The 14,187-nt window shown below is 69.3% G+C and carries 16 protein-coding genes and 2 pseudogenes; 9 read left to right on the plus strand and 9 right to left on the minus strand.

From position 1 onward, the window contains the following. Positions 1–13 precede the first annotated feature (13 nt). Entirely contained in the window at positions 14–1,780 is a 1,767-nt protein-coding gene (locus tag ACIO3O_RS00460; protein WP_401740116.1) for a sulfatase, read from the minus strand. Further along, positions 1,777–2,412 (minus strand): PadR family transcriptional regulator, encoded by a 636-nt coding sequence (locus ACIO3O_RS00465; RefSeq protein WP_401740117.1) that lies wholly within the window; start codon positions 2,410–2,412, stop codon positions 1,777–1,779. Before ACIO3O_RS00465 ends, ACIO3O_RS00460 begins: the two co-directional genes overlap by 4 nt. Positions 2,413–2,479: 67 nt before the next feature. Between ACIO3O_RS00465 and ACIO3O_RS00470 the strand changes: the two genes are divergently transcribed. After that, on the plus strand, positions 2,480–3,409 hold the full coding sequence (locus tag ACIO3O_RS00470; RefSeq protein WP_401741807.1) for a formylglycine-generating enzyme family protein: 930 nt from the start codon (positions 2,480–2,482) through the stop codon (positions 3,407–3,409). Here the strand turns inward: ACIO3O_RS00470 and ACIO3O_RS00475 are convergent. Continuing rightward, complete coding sequence (locus ACIO3O_RS00475; protein ID WP_401740119.1) at positions 3,384–3,977, minus strand: TetR/AcrR family transcriptional regulator; 594 nt, start codon at positions 3,975–3,977, stop codon at positions 3,384–3,386. The genes ACIO3O_RS00470 and ACIO3O_RS00475 overlap by 26 nt on opposite strands. 455 nt (positions 3,978–4,432) lie before the next feature. On the opposite strand from ACIO3O_RS00475, the gene ACIO3O_RS00480 reads away from it, so the two are divergent. Beyond that, positions 4,433–6,727: a glycoside hydrolase family 3 C-terminal domain-containing protein gene (locus ACIO3O_RS00480; protein WP_401740121.1), complete on the plus strand. Its 2,295-nt coding sequence runs from the start codon at positions 4,433–4,435 to the stop codon at positions 6,725–6,727. 95 nt (positions 6,728–6,822) lie between these two features. Here the strand turns inward: ACIO3O_RS00480 and ACIO3O_RS00485 are convergent, their stop codons facing one another. Then, entirely contained in the window at positions 6,823–7,434 is a 612-nt protein-coding gene (locus ACIO3O_RS00485) for an SMI1/KNR4 family protein (protein WP_401740123.1), read from the minus strand. A gap of 342 nt (positions 7,435–7,776) precedes the next feature. Between ACIO3O_RS00485 and ACIO3O_RS00490 the strand changes: the two are divergent. The 3 genes and pseudogenes from ACIO3O_RS00490 to ACIO3O_RS00500 form a co-directional block, all read left to right on the plus strand. Further along, a pseudogene (locus tag ACIO3O_RS00490) lies at positions 7,777–7,833 on the plus strand (hypothetical protein); the annotation flags it as partial. A gap of 118 nt (positions 7,834–7,951) precedes the next feature. Further along, positions 7,952–8,371 carry a hypothetical protein gene (locus ACIO3O_RS00495; protein WP_401741911.1) on the plus strand — a complete coding sequence of 140 codons (420 nt, stop codon included), beginning with the start codon at positions 7,952–7,954 and terminating at the stop codon, positions 8,369–8,371. 157 nt (positions 8,372–8,528) lie between these two features. Further along, positions 8,529–8,765, plus strand: a pseudogene (locus ACIO3O_RS00500) (hypothetical protein); the annotation flags it as partial. 118 nt (positions 8,766–8,883) lie between these two features. Here ACIO3O_RS00500 and ACIO3O_RS00505 read toward each other — a convergent pair. Together ACIO3O_RS00505 and ACIO3O_RS00510 are read right to left on the minus strand one after the other, a co-directional pair. Further along, positions 8,884–9,126 (minus strand): DUF6411 family protein, encoded by a 243-nt coding sequence (locus tag ACIO3O_RS00505; RefSeq protein WP_401740125.1) that lies wholly within the window; start codon positions 9,124–9,126, stop codon positions 8,884–8,886. 458 nt (positions 9,127–9,584) lie between these two features. Continuing rightward, positions 9,585–10,166: a flavodoxin family protein gene (locus ACIO3O_RS00510; protein ID WP_401740127.1), complete on the minus strand. Its 582-nt coding sequence runs from the start codon at positions 10,164–10,166 to the stop codon at positions 9,585–9,587. A 46-nt stretch (positions 10,167–10,212) separates the two neighbouring features. Here ACIO3O_RS00510 and ACIO3O_RS00515 point away from each other — a divergent pair, with 46 nt between their 5' ends. From ACIO3O_RS00515 to ACIO3O_RS00525, 3 genes are all read left to right on the plus strand, one after another. Next, on the plus strand, positions 10,213–10,386 hold the full coding sequence (locus tag ACIO3O_RS00515; protein ID WP_401740129.1) for a hypothetical protein: 174 nt from the start codon (positions 10,213–10,215) through the stop codon (positions 10,384–10,386). Positions 10,387–10,600: 214 nt separating this feature from the next. Beyond that, positions 10,601–11,404: a hypothetical protein gene (locus tag ACIO3O_RS00520; protein WP_401740130.1), complete on the plus strand. Its 804-nt coding sequence runs from the start codon at positions 10,601–10,603 to the stop codon at positions 11,402–11,404. 126 nt (positions 11,405–11,530) lie between these two features. Then, positions 11,531–12,052 (plus strand): hypothetical protein, encoded by a 522-nt coding sequence (locus ACIO3O_RS00525; protein WP_401741810.1) that lies wholly within the window; start codon positions 11,531–11,533, stop codon positions 12,050–12,052. Between the two features lie 96 nt (positions 12,053–12,148). On the opposite strand, the gene ACIO3O_RS00530 is transcribed toward ACIO3O_RS00525, so the two are convergent. The 3 genes from ACIO3O_RS00530 to ACIO3O_RS00540 form a co-directional block, all read right to left on the minus strand. Further along, a complete protein-coding gene (locus tag ACIO3O_RS00530) occupies positions 12,149–12,526 on the minus strand; it encodes a fic family toxin-antitoxin system, toxin component (protein WP_401740132.1) in 378 nt (125 codons plus the stop codon). After that, on the minus strand, positions 12,526–12,753 hold the full coding sequence (locus ACIO3O_RS00535; protein WP_401740134.1) for a hypothetical protein: 228 nt from the start codon (positions 12,751–12,753) through the stop codon (positions 12,526–12,528). The genes ACIO3O_RS00530 and ACIO3O_RS00535 overlap by 1 nt, the downstream gene beginning before the upstream one ends. Positions 12,754–12,957: 204 nt before the next feature. Beyond that, the gene (locus ACIO3O_RS00540) at positions 12,958–13,377 is read right to left on the minus strand and encodes a DUF1761 domain-containing protein (protein WP_401740136.1); all 420 of its coding nucleotides are present in this window, start codon (positions 13,375–13,377) and stop codon (positions 12,958–12,960) included. Positions 13,378–13,426: 49 nt separating this feature from the next. Here ACIO3O_RS00540 and ACIO3O_RS00545 point away from each other — a divergent pair, with 49 nt between their 5' ends. Beyond that, positions 13,427–14,104 (plus strand): winged helix-turn-helix transcriptional regulator, encoded by a 678-nt coding sequence (locus tag ACIO3O_RS00545; RefSeq protein WP_401740138.1) that lies wholly within the window; start codon positions 13,427–13,429, stop codon positions 14,102–14,104. Positions 14,105–14,187 lie beyond the last annotated feature (83 nt).

Consider the following 14,187-nt stretch of genomic DNA (forward strand, 5'->3'; position numbering starts at 1 on the left):
GCGCCGGGCGCGGTCAGAGTTCGGCGAGTTCCTCGGCGACCCGGCGCAGCGCGTCGGACGGGAACAGTGCCCCCGCCGTCGCCGCGAGGTCGATCAGCGGTGTCGACCCGACCATCTGGAGGAGTTCGGAGTCCACGACGCCGGGCAGGTGGGCGCGCAGCACCTCGACCGCGAACGGGTCGGCGATGAGCGCCTGGAACGGGGTGCGCAGCGAGAGCCGGCCCTGCGGGTAGTCCGCCGTGCGGGGCAGCGGTTGCGCCGCTCGTTCGGCCTGGGCCCGCTGGTCCCGTACCAGCAGGTGCTCGTCCCCGACCGGGCCGTGCTCGGGCAGGCCCAGACGTTCGTACTGGCTGGGCGGTGCGTCGTTGGCCCGCATCAGTTCGGTCATCAGGGTCGCCATGCGCAGTTCGAGGGCGTCGTCGACGAGCGGGGTGCTCTGCTCGGGGTCGCTCTCCAGGTCGAAGAGGAGGGTGCCGTGGTGGTACGGGTTGAAGAGGGTGCGGGCCGGTACGCGTACCGTGCGGACGTTCTTGGTGAAGGCGAAGGGTTCGGCCAGCTCCAGGCCGACGAGCTCGGCGGGCGAGAACCGGCCCCGCATGTGCGTCGGCATCAACGTGTGCTCGTACAAAGGGGAGTTGTCCGGTGAGACGGGTGCCCGCATGTACACGTGTCGCCCGTCGGTCACGTTGACGTGTCCGCCGTGGAGGCCGAAGAGACCGGCCTCCCGTACGGGTGTGTCGTCGGCCATCGGCAGCGGCGCGCCCTGCATGTCGCGGGGCCGTTCGACGCCGAAGAACTCGAGGAGGGTCGGGGCGAGGTCGACGGTCTGCACAAGCGACTCCCGCCGTGCGCCCGCGGCAGCCGTGCGGGGGTCCCAGGCGAACAGGGGGAGGTGGACGAGTTCGTTGAACCAAGGCTGGACGCCCTTGCCCCACCAGCCCTTCTCGCCGAGCAGCAGTCCGTGGTCGGTGTTGACGATCAGCAGGGTGTCGTCCCACAGCCCCAGCTCGTCCATGGTGTCCAGGACGCGGCCCAGCGAGTGGTCGCACAGGGACAGCAGCGCCCCGTACTCCATGCGCCCGTGCCGGACCTGCTCGTCGGTCTCGACGACCCGTTTGTAGTCGGGCCAGTCGAAGTGCGGGCCTTCGTAGTCGTGCGGGTAGAGGTCCTTGTAGCGCTGCGGGCTGAAGAAGGGCTCGTGCGGGTCGAAGGTCTCGATCTGGACGAACCACCGGTCGGCGTCCTTGTTCGTACGGACAAATTCGAGACCGGCGTCGAAGGTGAGGGTCTGCGGGTGACGGTCCTCGGTGGCCGTGTGCTGCCGGTTGACCCAGTCCTGGCGGTAACCGGCCCCGAACCGCACCTTCTTGAGGTCTTCGGGCATCGGCGGGTCGGCGACCTGGCCCTTCCACGGGTCGCCCTCCTGGCCGCGGAAGAACTCCCAGGTGTGGTACCGGCCGTGGTAGGTCGCGCCGCCGTCCTCCCAGTAGTGCGGGTGGTCGCTGACGAGGTGGGTGTACACGCCGTGCTGCTTCAGCAGTTCGGGCATGGAGTCGTCGAACGGCTCCAGCGGGCCCCAGCTGCGGTGCAGGAAGTTGTGCCGCCCGGTGTGGATCTCGCGGCGGGCCGGCATGCAGGGCATGGAGCCCGCGTACGCGTTGTCGAAGGTGACGGCCCGCTCGGCGAGGCGGGCGAAGTTCGGGGCGTGCGTCCAGTCGCCCCCGTACGGGGGCAGCATGTGACGGTTGAGGCTGTCGAACATCACCATGATGGCCTTCATCGGGCGTCCTCCCCTCCGGTCGTACGGTCGTCGGGCGTCGCACGGTCTCCGGTCGTACGGTCGTCGGGCGTCGCTCGCTCCCCGGTCAGCCGGTGCAGGGCCTCCTCCAGCCAGGCGATCCAGTAGTCCATCGCCCCCGCGCCGAGCAGGTGCAGCGATTCGTGGACCTGACGGTCGAGGTCCTGGTCGAGTTCCGGCAGCGGGTCCTCGTAGTGCAGGGTGCGGTCCCGGTGGCGGTTCTTGGCGATCTGGGCGCGGCGGAAGTCGAGTTCGGTGCGGAGCATGCCGATCGCCGTGTCCCTGTCCAGGGGGGCGGACACGCTGAAGCGCGCGGTGAAGTCGATGTCCTGGAGTCGGTCCGAGGGCTCGTACGGGGAACGCACCCACTGCATCAGCGCGTCGCGTCCGCGCTCGGTGAGCCGGTACACCTTGGCGTCCGGCCGGCCCTCGCGCGCGTCGACCTCATGGCTCACCCACCCGTCGGTCTCCAGCTGGCCGAGCTTTCGGTAGATCTGGCTGTGATGGACCTTGGCCCACACGAACTGGCCTTCCGTCTCCAGCCATTTGCGCAGGTCGTAGCCGCTGTAGGGGCGGCGCGCCAGCAGCCCCAACAGCACGTACTCGAACTTCACCCTGGCGACTCCCTATGTGTGTTCTCACCTATGTGAGTATTCATATACTCGGGTCATGGAGGCGTCAATGGATTGCTGCTCATCAGTCCCCCGGGCCGGTACCGCCGGACCGCTCCCCGAGCGGGCCGCCGTCCCACCCGTGCACGCGGAAGTCCCCCTGGAGGGCGGCGAGTTCGCGATGGGGGACGCCTTCGACGAGGGCTATCCGGCAGACGGTGAACGTCCTGTGCACACGGTGCGCGTCGCACCGTTCGGCATCGACGCCACCACCGTCACCGTGGCGATGTTCCGGGCTTTCGCCGAGGAGAGCGGGTACGTCACCGTGGCCGAGCGGGAGGGCAGCTCGGCCGTCTTCCACCTGGCGGTCGCCGCCGCCCGCACCGACGTCGTACGGTCCGACCCGGCCGTCCCGTGGTGGCTGGAGGTGCGGGGTGCCGACTGGCGGCACCCGCACGGCCCCCTGTCCCGTGCCGAACCCGACCACCCCGTCGTGCACGTCGCGTGGGACGACGCCGTCGCCTACTGCGCGTGGGCGGGCCGCAGGCTGCCGACCGAGGCCGAGTGGGAGTACGCGGCCCGGGGCGGCCTCGAAGGCCGCCGATTCGCCTGGGGCGACGAACTGACCCCCGGCGGCCGGTGGCCGTGCAACATCTGGCAGGGTCGCTTCCCGTACGAGAACACGGGCGCCGACGGCCACCTGGCGACCGCGCCCGTCCGCAGCTACCCGCCCAACAGCTTCGGCCTGTACGAGGTGGCCGGGAACGTGTGGGAGTGGTGCGCCGACCGGTTCGCGCCCGGCTACTACGCCCGTTCACCCGCCGTGGACCCCCGGGGGCCGGAGAGCGGGGACCGGCGGGTGATGCGCGGCGGCTCGTACCTCTGCCACCGCTCCTACTGCCACCGCTACCGGGTGGCTGCCCGCTCGGCCAACACCCCCGGCTCCAGCAGCGGCAACTGCGGGTTCCGGACGGTCACCCGGCGGCCCGGGGAGCGGTGAGGGCGCGCCACACCCGGCGCACCTGGTCGGCCATGTCGATCGCGGGATCGCTCAGCCACTGGATCATGACGCCGTCGGACGCCGCGACGATCGCCGAAGCCGTGAAGTCCGGGTCGAGCCCGGGGGCGATCCGGCCCGCGGCCTCCTCGGCCGCGAGGTGCTCGGCGATGGTGGCACGCAGCAGGGTGAACCGTTCCCGGAAGTAGGCGTGCGCCGGGTGGGCGGGGTCCGTCGAGGCGGCGAGCAGGGTGATGTACAGCCGGGCGCGGGCCGTGTCGGTGGTGTTCGCCGACAGTGCCACGGCCAGGAACTCGCCGGGGTCACGCACCGCGTCCGGGGCCCGGTACCGGGTCTCGGCCGCGCGGTCGCTCGCGCGCAGGACCTCGGTGAGGAGGTGGTCCTTGGAATCGAAGTAGTGCATCAGGCCGGTGAGGCTGATGCCGCTCTCCTGGGCAACCGCACGCAGTGTCGTGTTCCGTGCACCCTCCCGGCCGAAGACCTCCAGGGCGACCTGGAGGATCTCCTGTCTCTTGGCGATGCCCTTGGCGTACGAACTCTTGGCTTTCACCGGACCACCCTAGACACCGGGAGACAGCCGCCGCGGAGTGGACCGGACCCGGGCGGCCCCTTTCCTGCCGGTCGGCACCCACCTCCTGCCCCACCTCTTTCCTGCCGGTCGGCACTCACCCCCTCCCCCACCTCTTTCCCGCCGGTCGGCACTCACCCCTTGCCCCACAAAACCGTACGTCGTACTGTTTCGCTGCAGCCGGAGGTTCCGCGGCAGGCGGACGAGGCGGACGGCCGAAGAAGGTCCCGCCCGTGCAAGGACCCCCGGGAGGGCCCGCAGCCGCCGCCTGCACCACCACTTCACCGCAATGCTGCCGCCCACCAGGTCCGCCGCCCGCTCTCGGACTGGCCCGTCCCGAGCCCTCTGCTGTTCCGGCACACGCCTCCTGCGCAGGGCCGCGCCCGCCTCCCGTACGCGCACCTCTCCACCCGCATCCAGAACATGGAGTCCTCCCCATGACCGACCCGCTCCGGACCGTTCCCAGCACCGCCTCAGCAGCGGTCGCCCGGCTCACCCTCGACGAGAAGGCCGCGCTGGCCACCGGAGCGAGCTGGTGGACCACCGCCGCCCACCCTCACGCGGACGTCCCCGCGTTCCGTCTCGCCGACGGCCCGCACGGGCTGCGCCTGCAGAACGACGAGCGGGCCGACCACCTCGGCATCAACGACAGCGCCCCTGCCACCTGCTTCCCGCCCGCTGTCACACTGGCCAGCACCTGGGACACGGATCTCGCCACACGCGTCGGGCGTGCGCTGGGGCGGGAGTCCCGCACCCACGGCGTGCACGTCCTCCTCGGCCCCGGCATCAACATCAAGCGCAGCCCGCTGTGCGGACGCAACTTCGAGTACTACTCCGAGGACCCCTTCCTCAGCGGCGTCCTCGGCACCGCCTGGGTGAACGGCGTCCAGTCGCAGGGCGTCGGCACCTCCCTCAAGCACTTCGCCGCCAACAACCAGGAGAGCGGCCGGATGTCGGTCAGCGCCGACATCGACACCCGCACCCTCCACGAGATCTACCTCCCGGCCTTCCGCCGGGTGGTCACCGAGGCGAAACCCTGGACCGTGATGTGCGCGTACAACCGCATCAACGGCGTGCACTCCTCCGAAAACCACTGGCTCCTCACGGAACTGCTGCGCGACACATGGGGATACGAGGGAGTCGTCGTCTCGGACTGGGGCGCCGTCCTCGACCGGGCCCGCGCGCTCGCCGCCGGACTCGACCTGGAGATGCCCACCTCCTCCGGCCTGGGCCCCGCCCGGCTGCTCACGGCGATCGCGTCGGGTGAACTCGACGAGCAGGCCCTGGACACCAGCGCCACCCGCATCGCCGCACTCGCCCACAAGGCCACCGGGCAGCCCCAGGAACCCGCCGACTACGACCGGGACGCGCACCACGACCTCGCCCGCGAGGCCGCCGCGCGCGGGGCCGTACTCCTCAAGAACGACGGCCCCCTGCTCCCGCTCGACCCTGCCGCCGGACTGCGCATCGCGGTACTCGGCGAGTTCGCCCGCACCCCCCGCTACCAGGGTGCCGGCAGTTCCCGCGTCACCCCGACCCGCCTCGACGACGCCCTGACCGCTATCGCCGCCACCGCACCGGCGGCGACGGTCGACTTCGCCCCCGGCTTCCCGGTCGACGACCCGGACGCCGACATCGCAGCCCTCCGGACGGAGGCGGTGCACACCGCGCGCGCGGCGGATGTGGTGCTGCTGTTCCTGGGCCTCCCGCCCAGCTTCGAGTCGGAGGGCTACGACCGCGACCACATCGATCTCCCGTCCGAGCAGACCGAGTTGCTCAGGGCGGTCACCGCCGTCAACCCGAACGTGGCCGTGATCCTCGCCAACGGCGGTGTCGTCCGCCTCTCCGGCTGGATCGACGACGTCCCCGCCGTCCTGGAGGGTTGGCTCCTCGGCCAGGCGGGCGGCTCCGCCACCGCGGACCTGCTCTTCGGCCACGCCAACCCGTCGGGCCGCCTCACCGAAACCGTCCCGCTGCGCATCGCCGACACCCCCGCCCACCTCGAATGGAAGGGAGAGCGGGGACACGCCCGCTACGGAGAGGGACTGTTCGTCGGCTACCGCCACTACGACGCCCGCGACATGGACGTCTCCTTCCCCTTCGGGCACGGCCTCTCGTACACCACCTTCGCGCACACTGACCTGCGGGCGACCCAGGACGCCACCGGATGCGACATCACCGTCCGGGTCACCAACACCGGCAGCCGCGCGGGGCACGAGGTGGTACAGGTGTACATGGGCGCCCTCGAATCCGAAGTACTGCGCCCCGTACGCGAGTTGAAGGCATTCAGCACCATCCTCCTGGAGCCGGGTGAGGCGCGGGACATCACCCTGCGCGTCGCCCGCGAGGACCTCGCGTACTTCGACATCGTCGACGACGCCTGGCTGGTCGAAGGAACGGACTACCGCGTCGAGGTCGGCGCCTCCAGCCGGGACATCCGCCTCACCACGACGCTCACCGTCGAGGGAGACCCTCGCAAGGAGGCGCCGAACGCCGACTCCACCATCGCGGAGTGGCGCGCCCACCCGGTCGGCGGCGCGGCGGTCGACCGTCTGCTGGAGCGCGTACGGGAAACCATGGGCGACGCGTACCCGCAGGAGGGGAGCTCCCGGTACCGGATGATCGCGGACATGAGGCTGAGCCAGCTCGCCAAGCTCCCGATCGTGCCGTTGGACTTCACGGATGTGGACAAATTGTTGGCAGCGGTCCGCAAGGACCCGAACCTGAGCTGACAGACGGGTCGGCGACACGGGGGGGGGCAGGGGCCGGGTGACGAGGAGACGGCTGCACATCGCGTGGCCGTGATCAGCGGGGCCGCGCCCCCCCCTCACTGGTTGGCGGGCCGTGCCTCACCGGAGTACGGGTCCCGGCCCGCCTTCCAGCGACGCTGCTGCGTGAGCCAGTGCACGTAGCGCGGCGAGGCGTCGCGGAGATCGATACTGAGCGGATAGGGGTCGAACTCGTCCAGGAGCAGCTTGCGGAGGAATTCGACCATGCCGCAGGCGAACAGGGTGAAGTCTTCGCGGGTGTGGCGACCGCAGACCAGGACCGGCCACCTGTCAGGGTCGGGGTCAGTGGTCAGCCAGCACAGGATGTCCGCGCCGGAGGTAACGCCCCAGGCGAGTAGGGCGTCCGGGTTGATGGCAAGGCCTTCCTGACCGCCCAGCATCTCCCATGTGTAGCGAACGTTCTCCGTTTCCTCCTCGAAGGTCCCGGGATCCCATTGGATGTACTCCTTCGGCAAGGGCATGAGGATGGCGACCTCCCCAGAGGCCTCAGCGATGGTGCCGCCGCCCCACACGGACATGAAGGCCATGTAGTCCCGCGGGAGCCGTGTGCCCCAGAGCGCCTCCGCAGCCGCCCAGTCGATCTCCTCGTCGGCGCCGAAATCCGGAGGAAGAATCCTGGCCAGCGCTGCGACACCCGTCGGGTCTTCCACGTCAGTCCCTTCGATCAGGTCACCGAGAGCCTACGAGGACACAGTGACGACCAGCACGGCGGAGTCAAACGTTCCTCGACGGGGCCACCACTTTCCCAGCAGGCCCTGCGGAGTTCGCAGGGGCGGTGGGAGTGTGTGCCGAGAGCGTGCATCGATGGCCGGGACCCTGGGTCACCACGCCACCGACCCCGGCCGCCGGGGCGTGCCTGTGCTTTCACCTCAAGCCGGGCAGCCACGACACCGCCGCCCTCATCGAGGTCCTGCAGCAGATGAAGGTGTTCTACCGCGGCGAGCGCGTGGTCTATGGTCTGGGACGGCCTGGCGGCCCACTGGAGCCGGACAATGCTGGCCCAGGTCGCGGAACAGGACTGGCTCGCCCTGGAACGATTGCCCGTCTACGCTCCCGATCTGAACCCCGTGGAACTGCTGTGGTCCTCGCTCAAGAAACGTGAACTCGACAACCTCGCCGGTGTCGCCGACGCCACCAAGCCTTCGAAAAGATCAGCAGGAAGGCACCATGGCCTACTTCCCAGACCTTTCGCCCTACACCTACGAGCCGTCCGAACGCCACATGGTCAACGTGGGATGGCTCTCCGGTCGGCACCGGTACCCCAAGGGGCTCGTGGCCGACGTCGTCGTGAACGCGCTCAAAGTCCTTTGTGCTCGTCCCGAGAATCAGATGCGCGGCTATCACCAGTGCGAGTTCTGCCGGGCACTCGCACCATCTGTCCTCGGGGGTGACAGCGGTACGAACGAGGTGTTCCTCGGATCTGCCGAGGTACACGTCGAGGGCGCAGAAGGGGTTGTCTACGCGGCTCCCACGCTGGTGCTCCATTACATCCTGGAGCACCAGTACTGTCCGCCTCGGAAGTTTTGCGAAGCGGCAGTCCGCCAAGCGGGTCTTGGAGCCGGGGACGAACTCACCGTACTGGAGTAGCACTTGCAGTGCTGCATCAACGGTGGTGCCTTCCCTGCCCCTGGGTACCTCGCCCACCGTGAGGGCCCAGAGTTCGGCTACCGCTTCCTGGCCGATGAGGCTCGCAGGACCGGTCCCGCCAGTGCGGACCGGACCGCGTGGCGGATCTCTCGATTCGGTGCTGCTGCCGCAGGTGTCCGTCCCGTGTCTGCTGTTCCTGGAGAAGCAGCTCTCCGACCTGCATACCTTCATGCGCAAGCTGTCGGCGCCGGAAGCCTGCCAGGCGTGGAGACTGGCCCCTTCGGCGGGTGCGGACGACCCGTACGAAGAAGGTCCCGCGCAACCACGTGGAGGCCGAGCCACGGAGAGACACCTGGCACAGGTCGAGGTGTACGACGAGGACGTACCGGTGGGTGGCAAGGAGGAGCCCGGGAGCTGGACATGCTCCCGGGCTCCGTCACGTTCCGGCTCTGGGCGTTCTCGCACCTCGCGGCCCGCGGTGTCGTCGCGCCGATGTACCGACCGGTTTACGGTCAGAAGGGCATCCGGCCTCGACCCTTGCGGCCCGCCGCGCCGCTGCGGCCGACCGCCCGGGAACTGGTGGCGAACGGCTTGCTCAGCCAACGCCCCAGCGGGCCGGGCGCCTTGCTCGCGGCTCGGGAGCCCGCGCCGAGGGTCCGCTGCGTGCCGCGCTCCGGGTGGCGCGAGAGTCGGGGCAGGAAAAAGGCCAGGACCAGCAGGACCACGCATACGGCGACGATGCCGACGACCATCATGGGAACACCTCGGTTCGCTGTGGGTGGGGGCAGTACGGGATGCGCTGCGTGTGCCCCACACCGCGCCGCTCACTCCCCGGGGAACGGCCGACCGCCTCGCCGGTACCGCCGCACGCGCCCGCTGTATATATGAAGGGTCGTCATATCGCCTGTGTGGCAACCGTGTTGCACGGTCGCGGGACCTCTCGTGAGGTGCAGGGGATGGGGTCAAACTTTCGGTGTCGGCCGGGCGGCGTGTGCAGGAAGCTCTGCACGCCGGGCGGTCGAGAGACGGCAGCGTACGCGGCTCGGCCGCGCTGCGGACCGCACAGCGGTGGCTCCAGGAGAACCGCGCAGGTCAGACCACCGCACAGGTGGCACTCCACGGCATGCGGGCACCGCGCCCCCGTGCTCGGCGCACGTGGTGCCACCCTGCAGTGTGAACTGCGAGGGGCGCAGACGTGACCCAGGACCGGGCGCTACACCTCGTAAGGGAAACGGGCAATCGGGGCCTCGTCGGCGAAGAACGTTTTGGCCCGTACCGCTGCCCGCTCATCGGCGAGCACCTGCCCCGGCCGGGTACCGTTCCCGAGCAGCACCCCGCCGAATCGCATGCCCATGTACGCCGCCGTGTGATGAAGGGTCAGCCGTAGCGGCTCCGTGACTTCCTCCTGCCGGTGCGCCATGGCCGTGACGCCCCACAGCGTCCTTCCGGCCATCTTCGACTTGAAGCCGGGGTCCGGGGTGGCCAGCCACTTGGACCAGTAGTCCAGGTAGCGCTTGGCGTACGAGGACATCGAATACCAGTAGAGGGGCGAGACGATGACGATGTCCGAGGCGTCGAGCGTGGCCCGATGCAGCGCCGCCTCGACCTCGTCCCCGTCGGTGGCCCCGCCCGGCGCATGCCGCTCGTCCACGTAGTCGGCCAGGGGAAGCCTCGTCAGGTCCAGCCACGTCTGCTTCGTGCCCGACCCCAACTGCTGTGCCGCGGCCCGTGCCAGCAACTCGGAATTGCCCTCCGGGCGGGCGCTGGCGAGGAGGAAGAGGAAGGAACGAGACACCAGTGCTCCCAAGTCGGTCCAGTGGTCCAGTGGTCCAGTGACGGTGATGATCACATCAGCCAACTACCAGCCCCCCGTCGGCTATTCCGCCTCCTCACCCCCGCCCGGGGAAGGGGCGGGCCAGGACTTCACCCTCACCAGCAGCACCGTCGCACGTCGCCCGCCGCTGAACGCCTTCCAGATCGCCTTCGAAGGCCGGCTCAGATCCCACGCTCGGTGACAGCCATCGCTGCGAGTCACCGTCGCATCGGAACCCACGTCGTTGTCCGCCGAGACGGGGTTGATGGTCGCGAAGGCGAGGCCGGCGCATCCGTCCGGTCGGCGGCGTGCCTGCCACTGGCCTCCGGGTGCCACGATCCCGGATGGTGCGGTGGCACTGAACCGGGCGGGCACGGAGTAACCGATTGTCAGTGCAGTGAGCTTCACTGTCCGCCATGGAGCTCACGCAAGCGACCGTCAATGACCTGCTGGCCCAACTCGGCCCAGGGGACGCCTCTCTGTACCTGCCCAGCGACTTGGACCCACAGGAGCTGACGGACCTGCTCGCCAGCAGGTACGGCAATCCGCGCACCCTCGTCCTCGACGGCTTCGTCGATCCGACAGCCGATGAGTCCACAGGCGCGGCTCTCCTCGTCCCCTTCGAGGGCCGGGCCGTGAAGATACGGGCGTGGGCGTTCGGGGATCAGTGGGTCGGCACCGGTACGGCGCGGGACGCGGAGGGAACCGAGCGGCCGGTGCTGGTGATCGCTCGCAGGGAAGTGCCCGAACCCCTGGAGGTCGCTCCCGACGTCACCCCGGACGAGGACGTCGACTGGATGCAGCGGCTCCTACAGATCACCGGCTGGACCCAGCCCGCCCAGCGGCCTGACGTGGACTGGGCGGAGGTGGAGTCACGCCTGGGAACCGCACTGCCGAGCGACTACAAGCGCATGGTCGAGACCTTCGGCGAGGGCGCCTTCGACGGCTTCCTGAACCTGATCCAGGAGCCGTGGACCGATTTCGCGGAGGATGGGCTGCTCATCTGGGCGGGCACGGAACACGAGGACCTGTACTGCTGGAGGACCGACGGCGACGACCACGACCGTTGGCCCGTCGTGGTTCGGTCCTCCGACGGCGAGAACGTTCCCTTCGACTGCCAGGCCGCGGAGTTCGTCTGCCGCATCCTCGTCGACCCGCACCACCGGTTCACCCTGGCCCGCTACTTCGACACCCATTGGTTCATGAACTACCGGGAATAGGGTCGGTGCAGCAGTGGGACCACGGAAAGCGGCCACCCTGGCATCTCTGCAAGACCCGAAGCTGCTGATCACGAGGAACCTGCACCCGCCCAGGGCCTGTGGAGGAAGTGCTCTAGGTTGGCTGACGTGAGTGCGCGGGGGCGGAGTTACCGATACGTCGGACCGGTCGAGCTGAAGGCTGCGGTCCGGCCTGGCAGCGGCGGGCGCCGGATCGGCTCGGCAGCTGAATTCGGCGAGTGGATCGCTGTGCGATCGGCGGCGGAACTTGCCGAGCCGTTCACCTTCGTGGTCGGCCTGGACGGTGCGCTCCGGTTGGCGCCCCGACGGAGCGAGCACGTGGCCTGCGCCGGCGGAGCCATGGTCTTGAGCGCCGGCGAGATCAGTTTCGTGCGCGAGGCGGACCGGTGGGCCGTGGGCGAGGTCAGCAACCAGTCCACAGGGTATTGCCCCGACATCGACTCCTGGCCGAGCGTCGCTCGTGCTCTGGACGGTGCAGGGCTCGAACGACCCTCCAGCTTCACCCACGAGATGGTGTTCCGCCGGTGTCCTGCCTGCCAGGAGCACAACATCGTGCGCGAGGACGACTTCGTCTGCGTCTTCTGCGGCAGCGATCTGCCGGAGGTGTGGAACGTGGATCCCAGCGCGTGATGGTCGAGGGTCACCGCCACTCGTTCACGGCCACGACGAGCTGATCCCGTCGCAGTCGACCGACCGCGGTGGCCCATCCGCGCACGGGTGACGGATCTACTGCGCCCAGGACTTGAGGGCCGCCGCCACCTGCCGCACATCCGCACTTCCCACCGCCACGCTCACCGCGAGGTCAACGGCTTCGTCCGACGACACCTTCACCACCTTGCCGCTCGCGGTCAGGTACGCCACCGCCACCCCGACCCCGAGGAACTCATTGGAGTGCTCCAAGGCCGGCACCCGTACGAGCTGGTGAAGGAGCGCGGCGGCACGGTGGTGTGGCTCCGCGTACACGAGAACGCCCATGACCTCGGCACGATGGCGTGCGACAGCTGCTGCGATCGAGCCGAAGTCGGTGACGTCGGGGTCCCCGGGCACACGGCTCTCCGCCTGGTCAAGAATCCAGCGCTCATCAACAAAAAGGGTGAAGGGCATCAGGCGGCGGCACCGTCAGCACGGCGGGTGGTCCCGAAGTGGCGGGCGAACGCCGCACCGTGCTCCTGGGCGAAGGTGGCGAACGCGTCGTCGAAGCGGGCACGCGTGATGTCGGCGGTGAGCAGCCGGCCCGCGTACTGGCCCGGCTCGACCTGGTCACCGGCCGCGAGGCGGACGAGCTCGTTGTACGTCTCGTCATCCACCTGAACGCGAATCTCCTTGGCCATCCCTCCACCGTAGCCCGAACACCCCCGCTGCGTGCCGACCCGGCAGAACTGCCCGATCTCCGCGGAAGGAACCGGAACACGGGTCCCGTGCCCTGCGCAGCCGGACACATGCCGCAGGACAGAGCGTGGTCTCCCGCACCGGCGCGGGCCGACGGCGTGGTGAGTTGGCTGGGCGCAATCCACGGGGTGTCCCCCTGTGGGCTGCTACTGCAGCAACCCGATCGGGACTGCCATGCCCAGGAACAGCACGAGTTGATAGGCGCTGTTGATCGCAGTGAGCCGGCCAGGCTTCTGCTCGAAGCTGTTGTGCTGTACCAGGGTCGACAGTGAGAAGCCGAGCCATGCCACGAGAGCAACGGTCAGGGCGGCCCAGAGGGAGTCGGTGCCGAAGAAGCCGGAAGCGACGGAATTGGCGGCTGCAAGTGCCAGCGCCGTGACGACGATCGACGCCACCAGGACCACGAACGGACCCTTGCCGCCTTTCGCGGAGTCCTCCTTGGTCACCCCGGTCAGCTTCCGCCAGATGCCGCCGACCAACCCCCAGTCGCTGTACCAGACCCAGGCGATCGCCATTCCGACCGCGATCGCGGCCACGACCGCCGGCCAGCTGATGCTCAGTTCCACGGAATCTCCTCTGTCCGGAGCTCTCACCGTTCGCTTGATATCATCAAGCATGGTGGAAAAAGTAAACCAGAAGGTCCGGGGTTCACGCTCGTACGGGCAGTTCTGCGCCCTCGCGCGTTCCCTGGACGTCATAGGCGACCGGTGGACGCTGCTCATCGTGCGCGAGCTGCTACCGGGTCCGATGCGCTATACGGAGCTGAAGACCTCACTCACAGGCATCGCGACGAACCTCCTGTCCGAGCGGCTGAAGGCCATGGAGGCGAACGGGATCGTCGATCGTCGCCTTGAGGGCGCGGCAGTCGTCTACGCCCTCACGTCATGGGGAGCGGGCCTGCGGGAGCCGATGGAGGCACTGGGCCGATGGGGTGCGCCGCTGCTGGCGACCGGCCGGGGAGACGACGCCTTCCAGCCGCGCTGGCTGACCCTCGCGCTGCCTGCCCTCCTCCGAGGCGCGACCGCCTCTCCTCCCGTCGAGCTCGGCATCGAGACCGGCGGCTTCCTGTTGGCCCTGAGGATCGACGAGGACGGTCCAAGCGCATACGTTCCCGATCGGGATCCGGCCTCCGTGTTCACTGCCGCTCCCGACGTGGTCGTCGCTCTGGCCACCGGAGCGATCAGCGTCGAGGAGGGCATCGCCGCCGGCGAGTTCCGGGGCGACGTGAGGGTCCTGCGAACCGCACTCGCCCCTGTTCCCACGAACGCGACCCCGCTGACCACTCGAAGGTGAGCTGCTGCGGGATGTCCGCGAGTGGTTCGGGCGGCCGGCCAGAGCCGATCCGCTAGACCTTCCCGCAGCCGGCTGGGCCAGGT

Origin of the sequence: Streptomyces sp. NPDC087440, from assembly GCF_044744005.1 — a bacterium.
Lineage (GTDB): Bacteria > Actinomycetota > Actinomycetes > Streptomycetales > Streptomycetaceae > Streptomyces.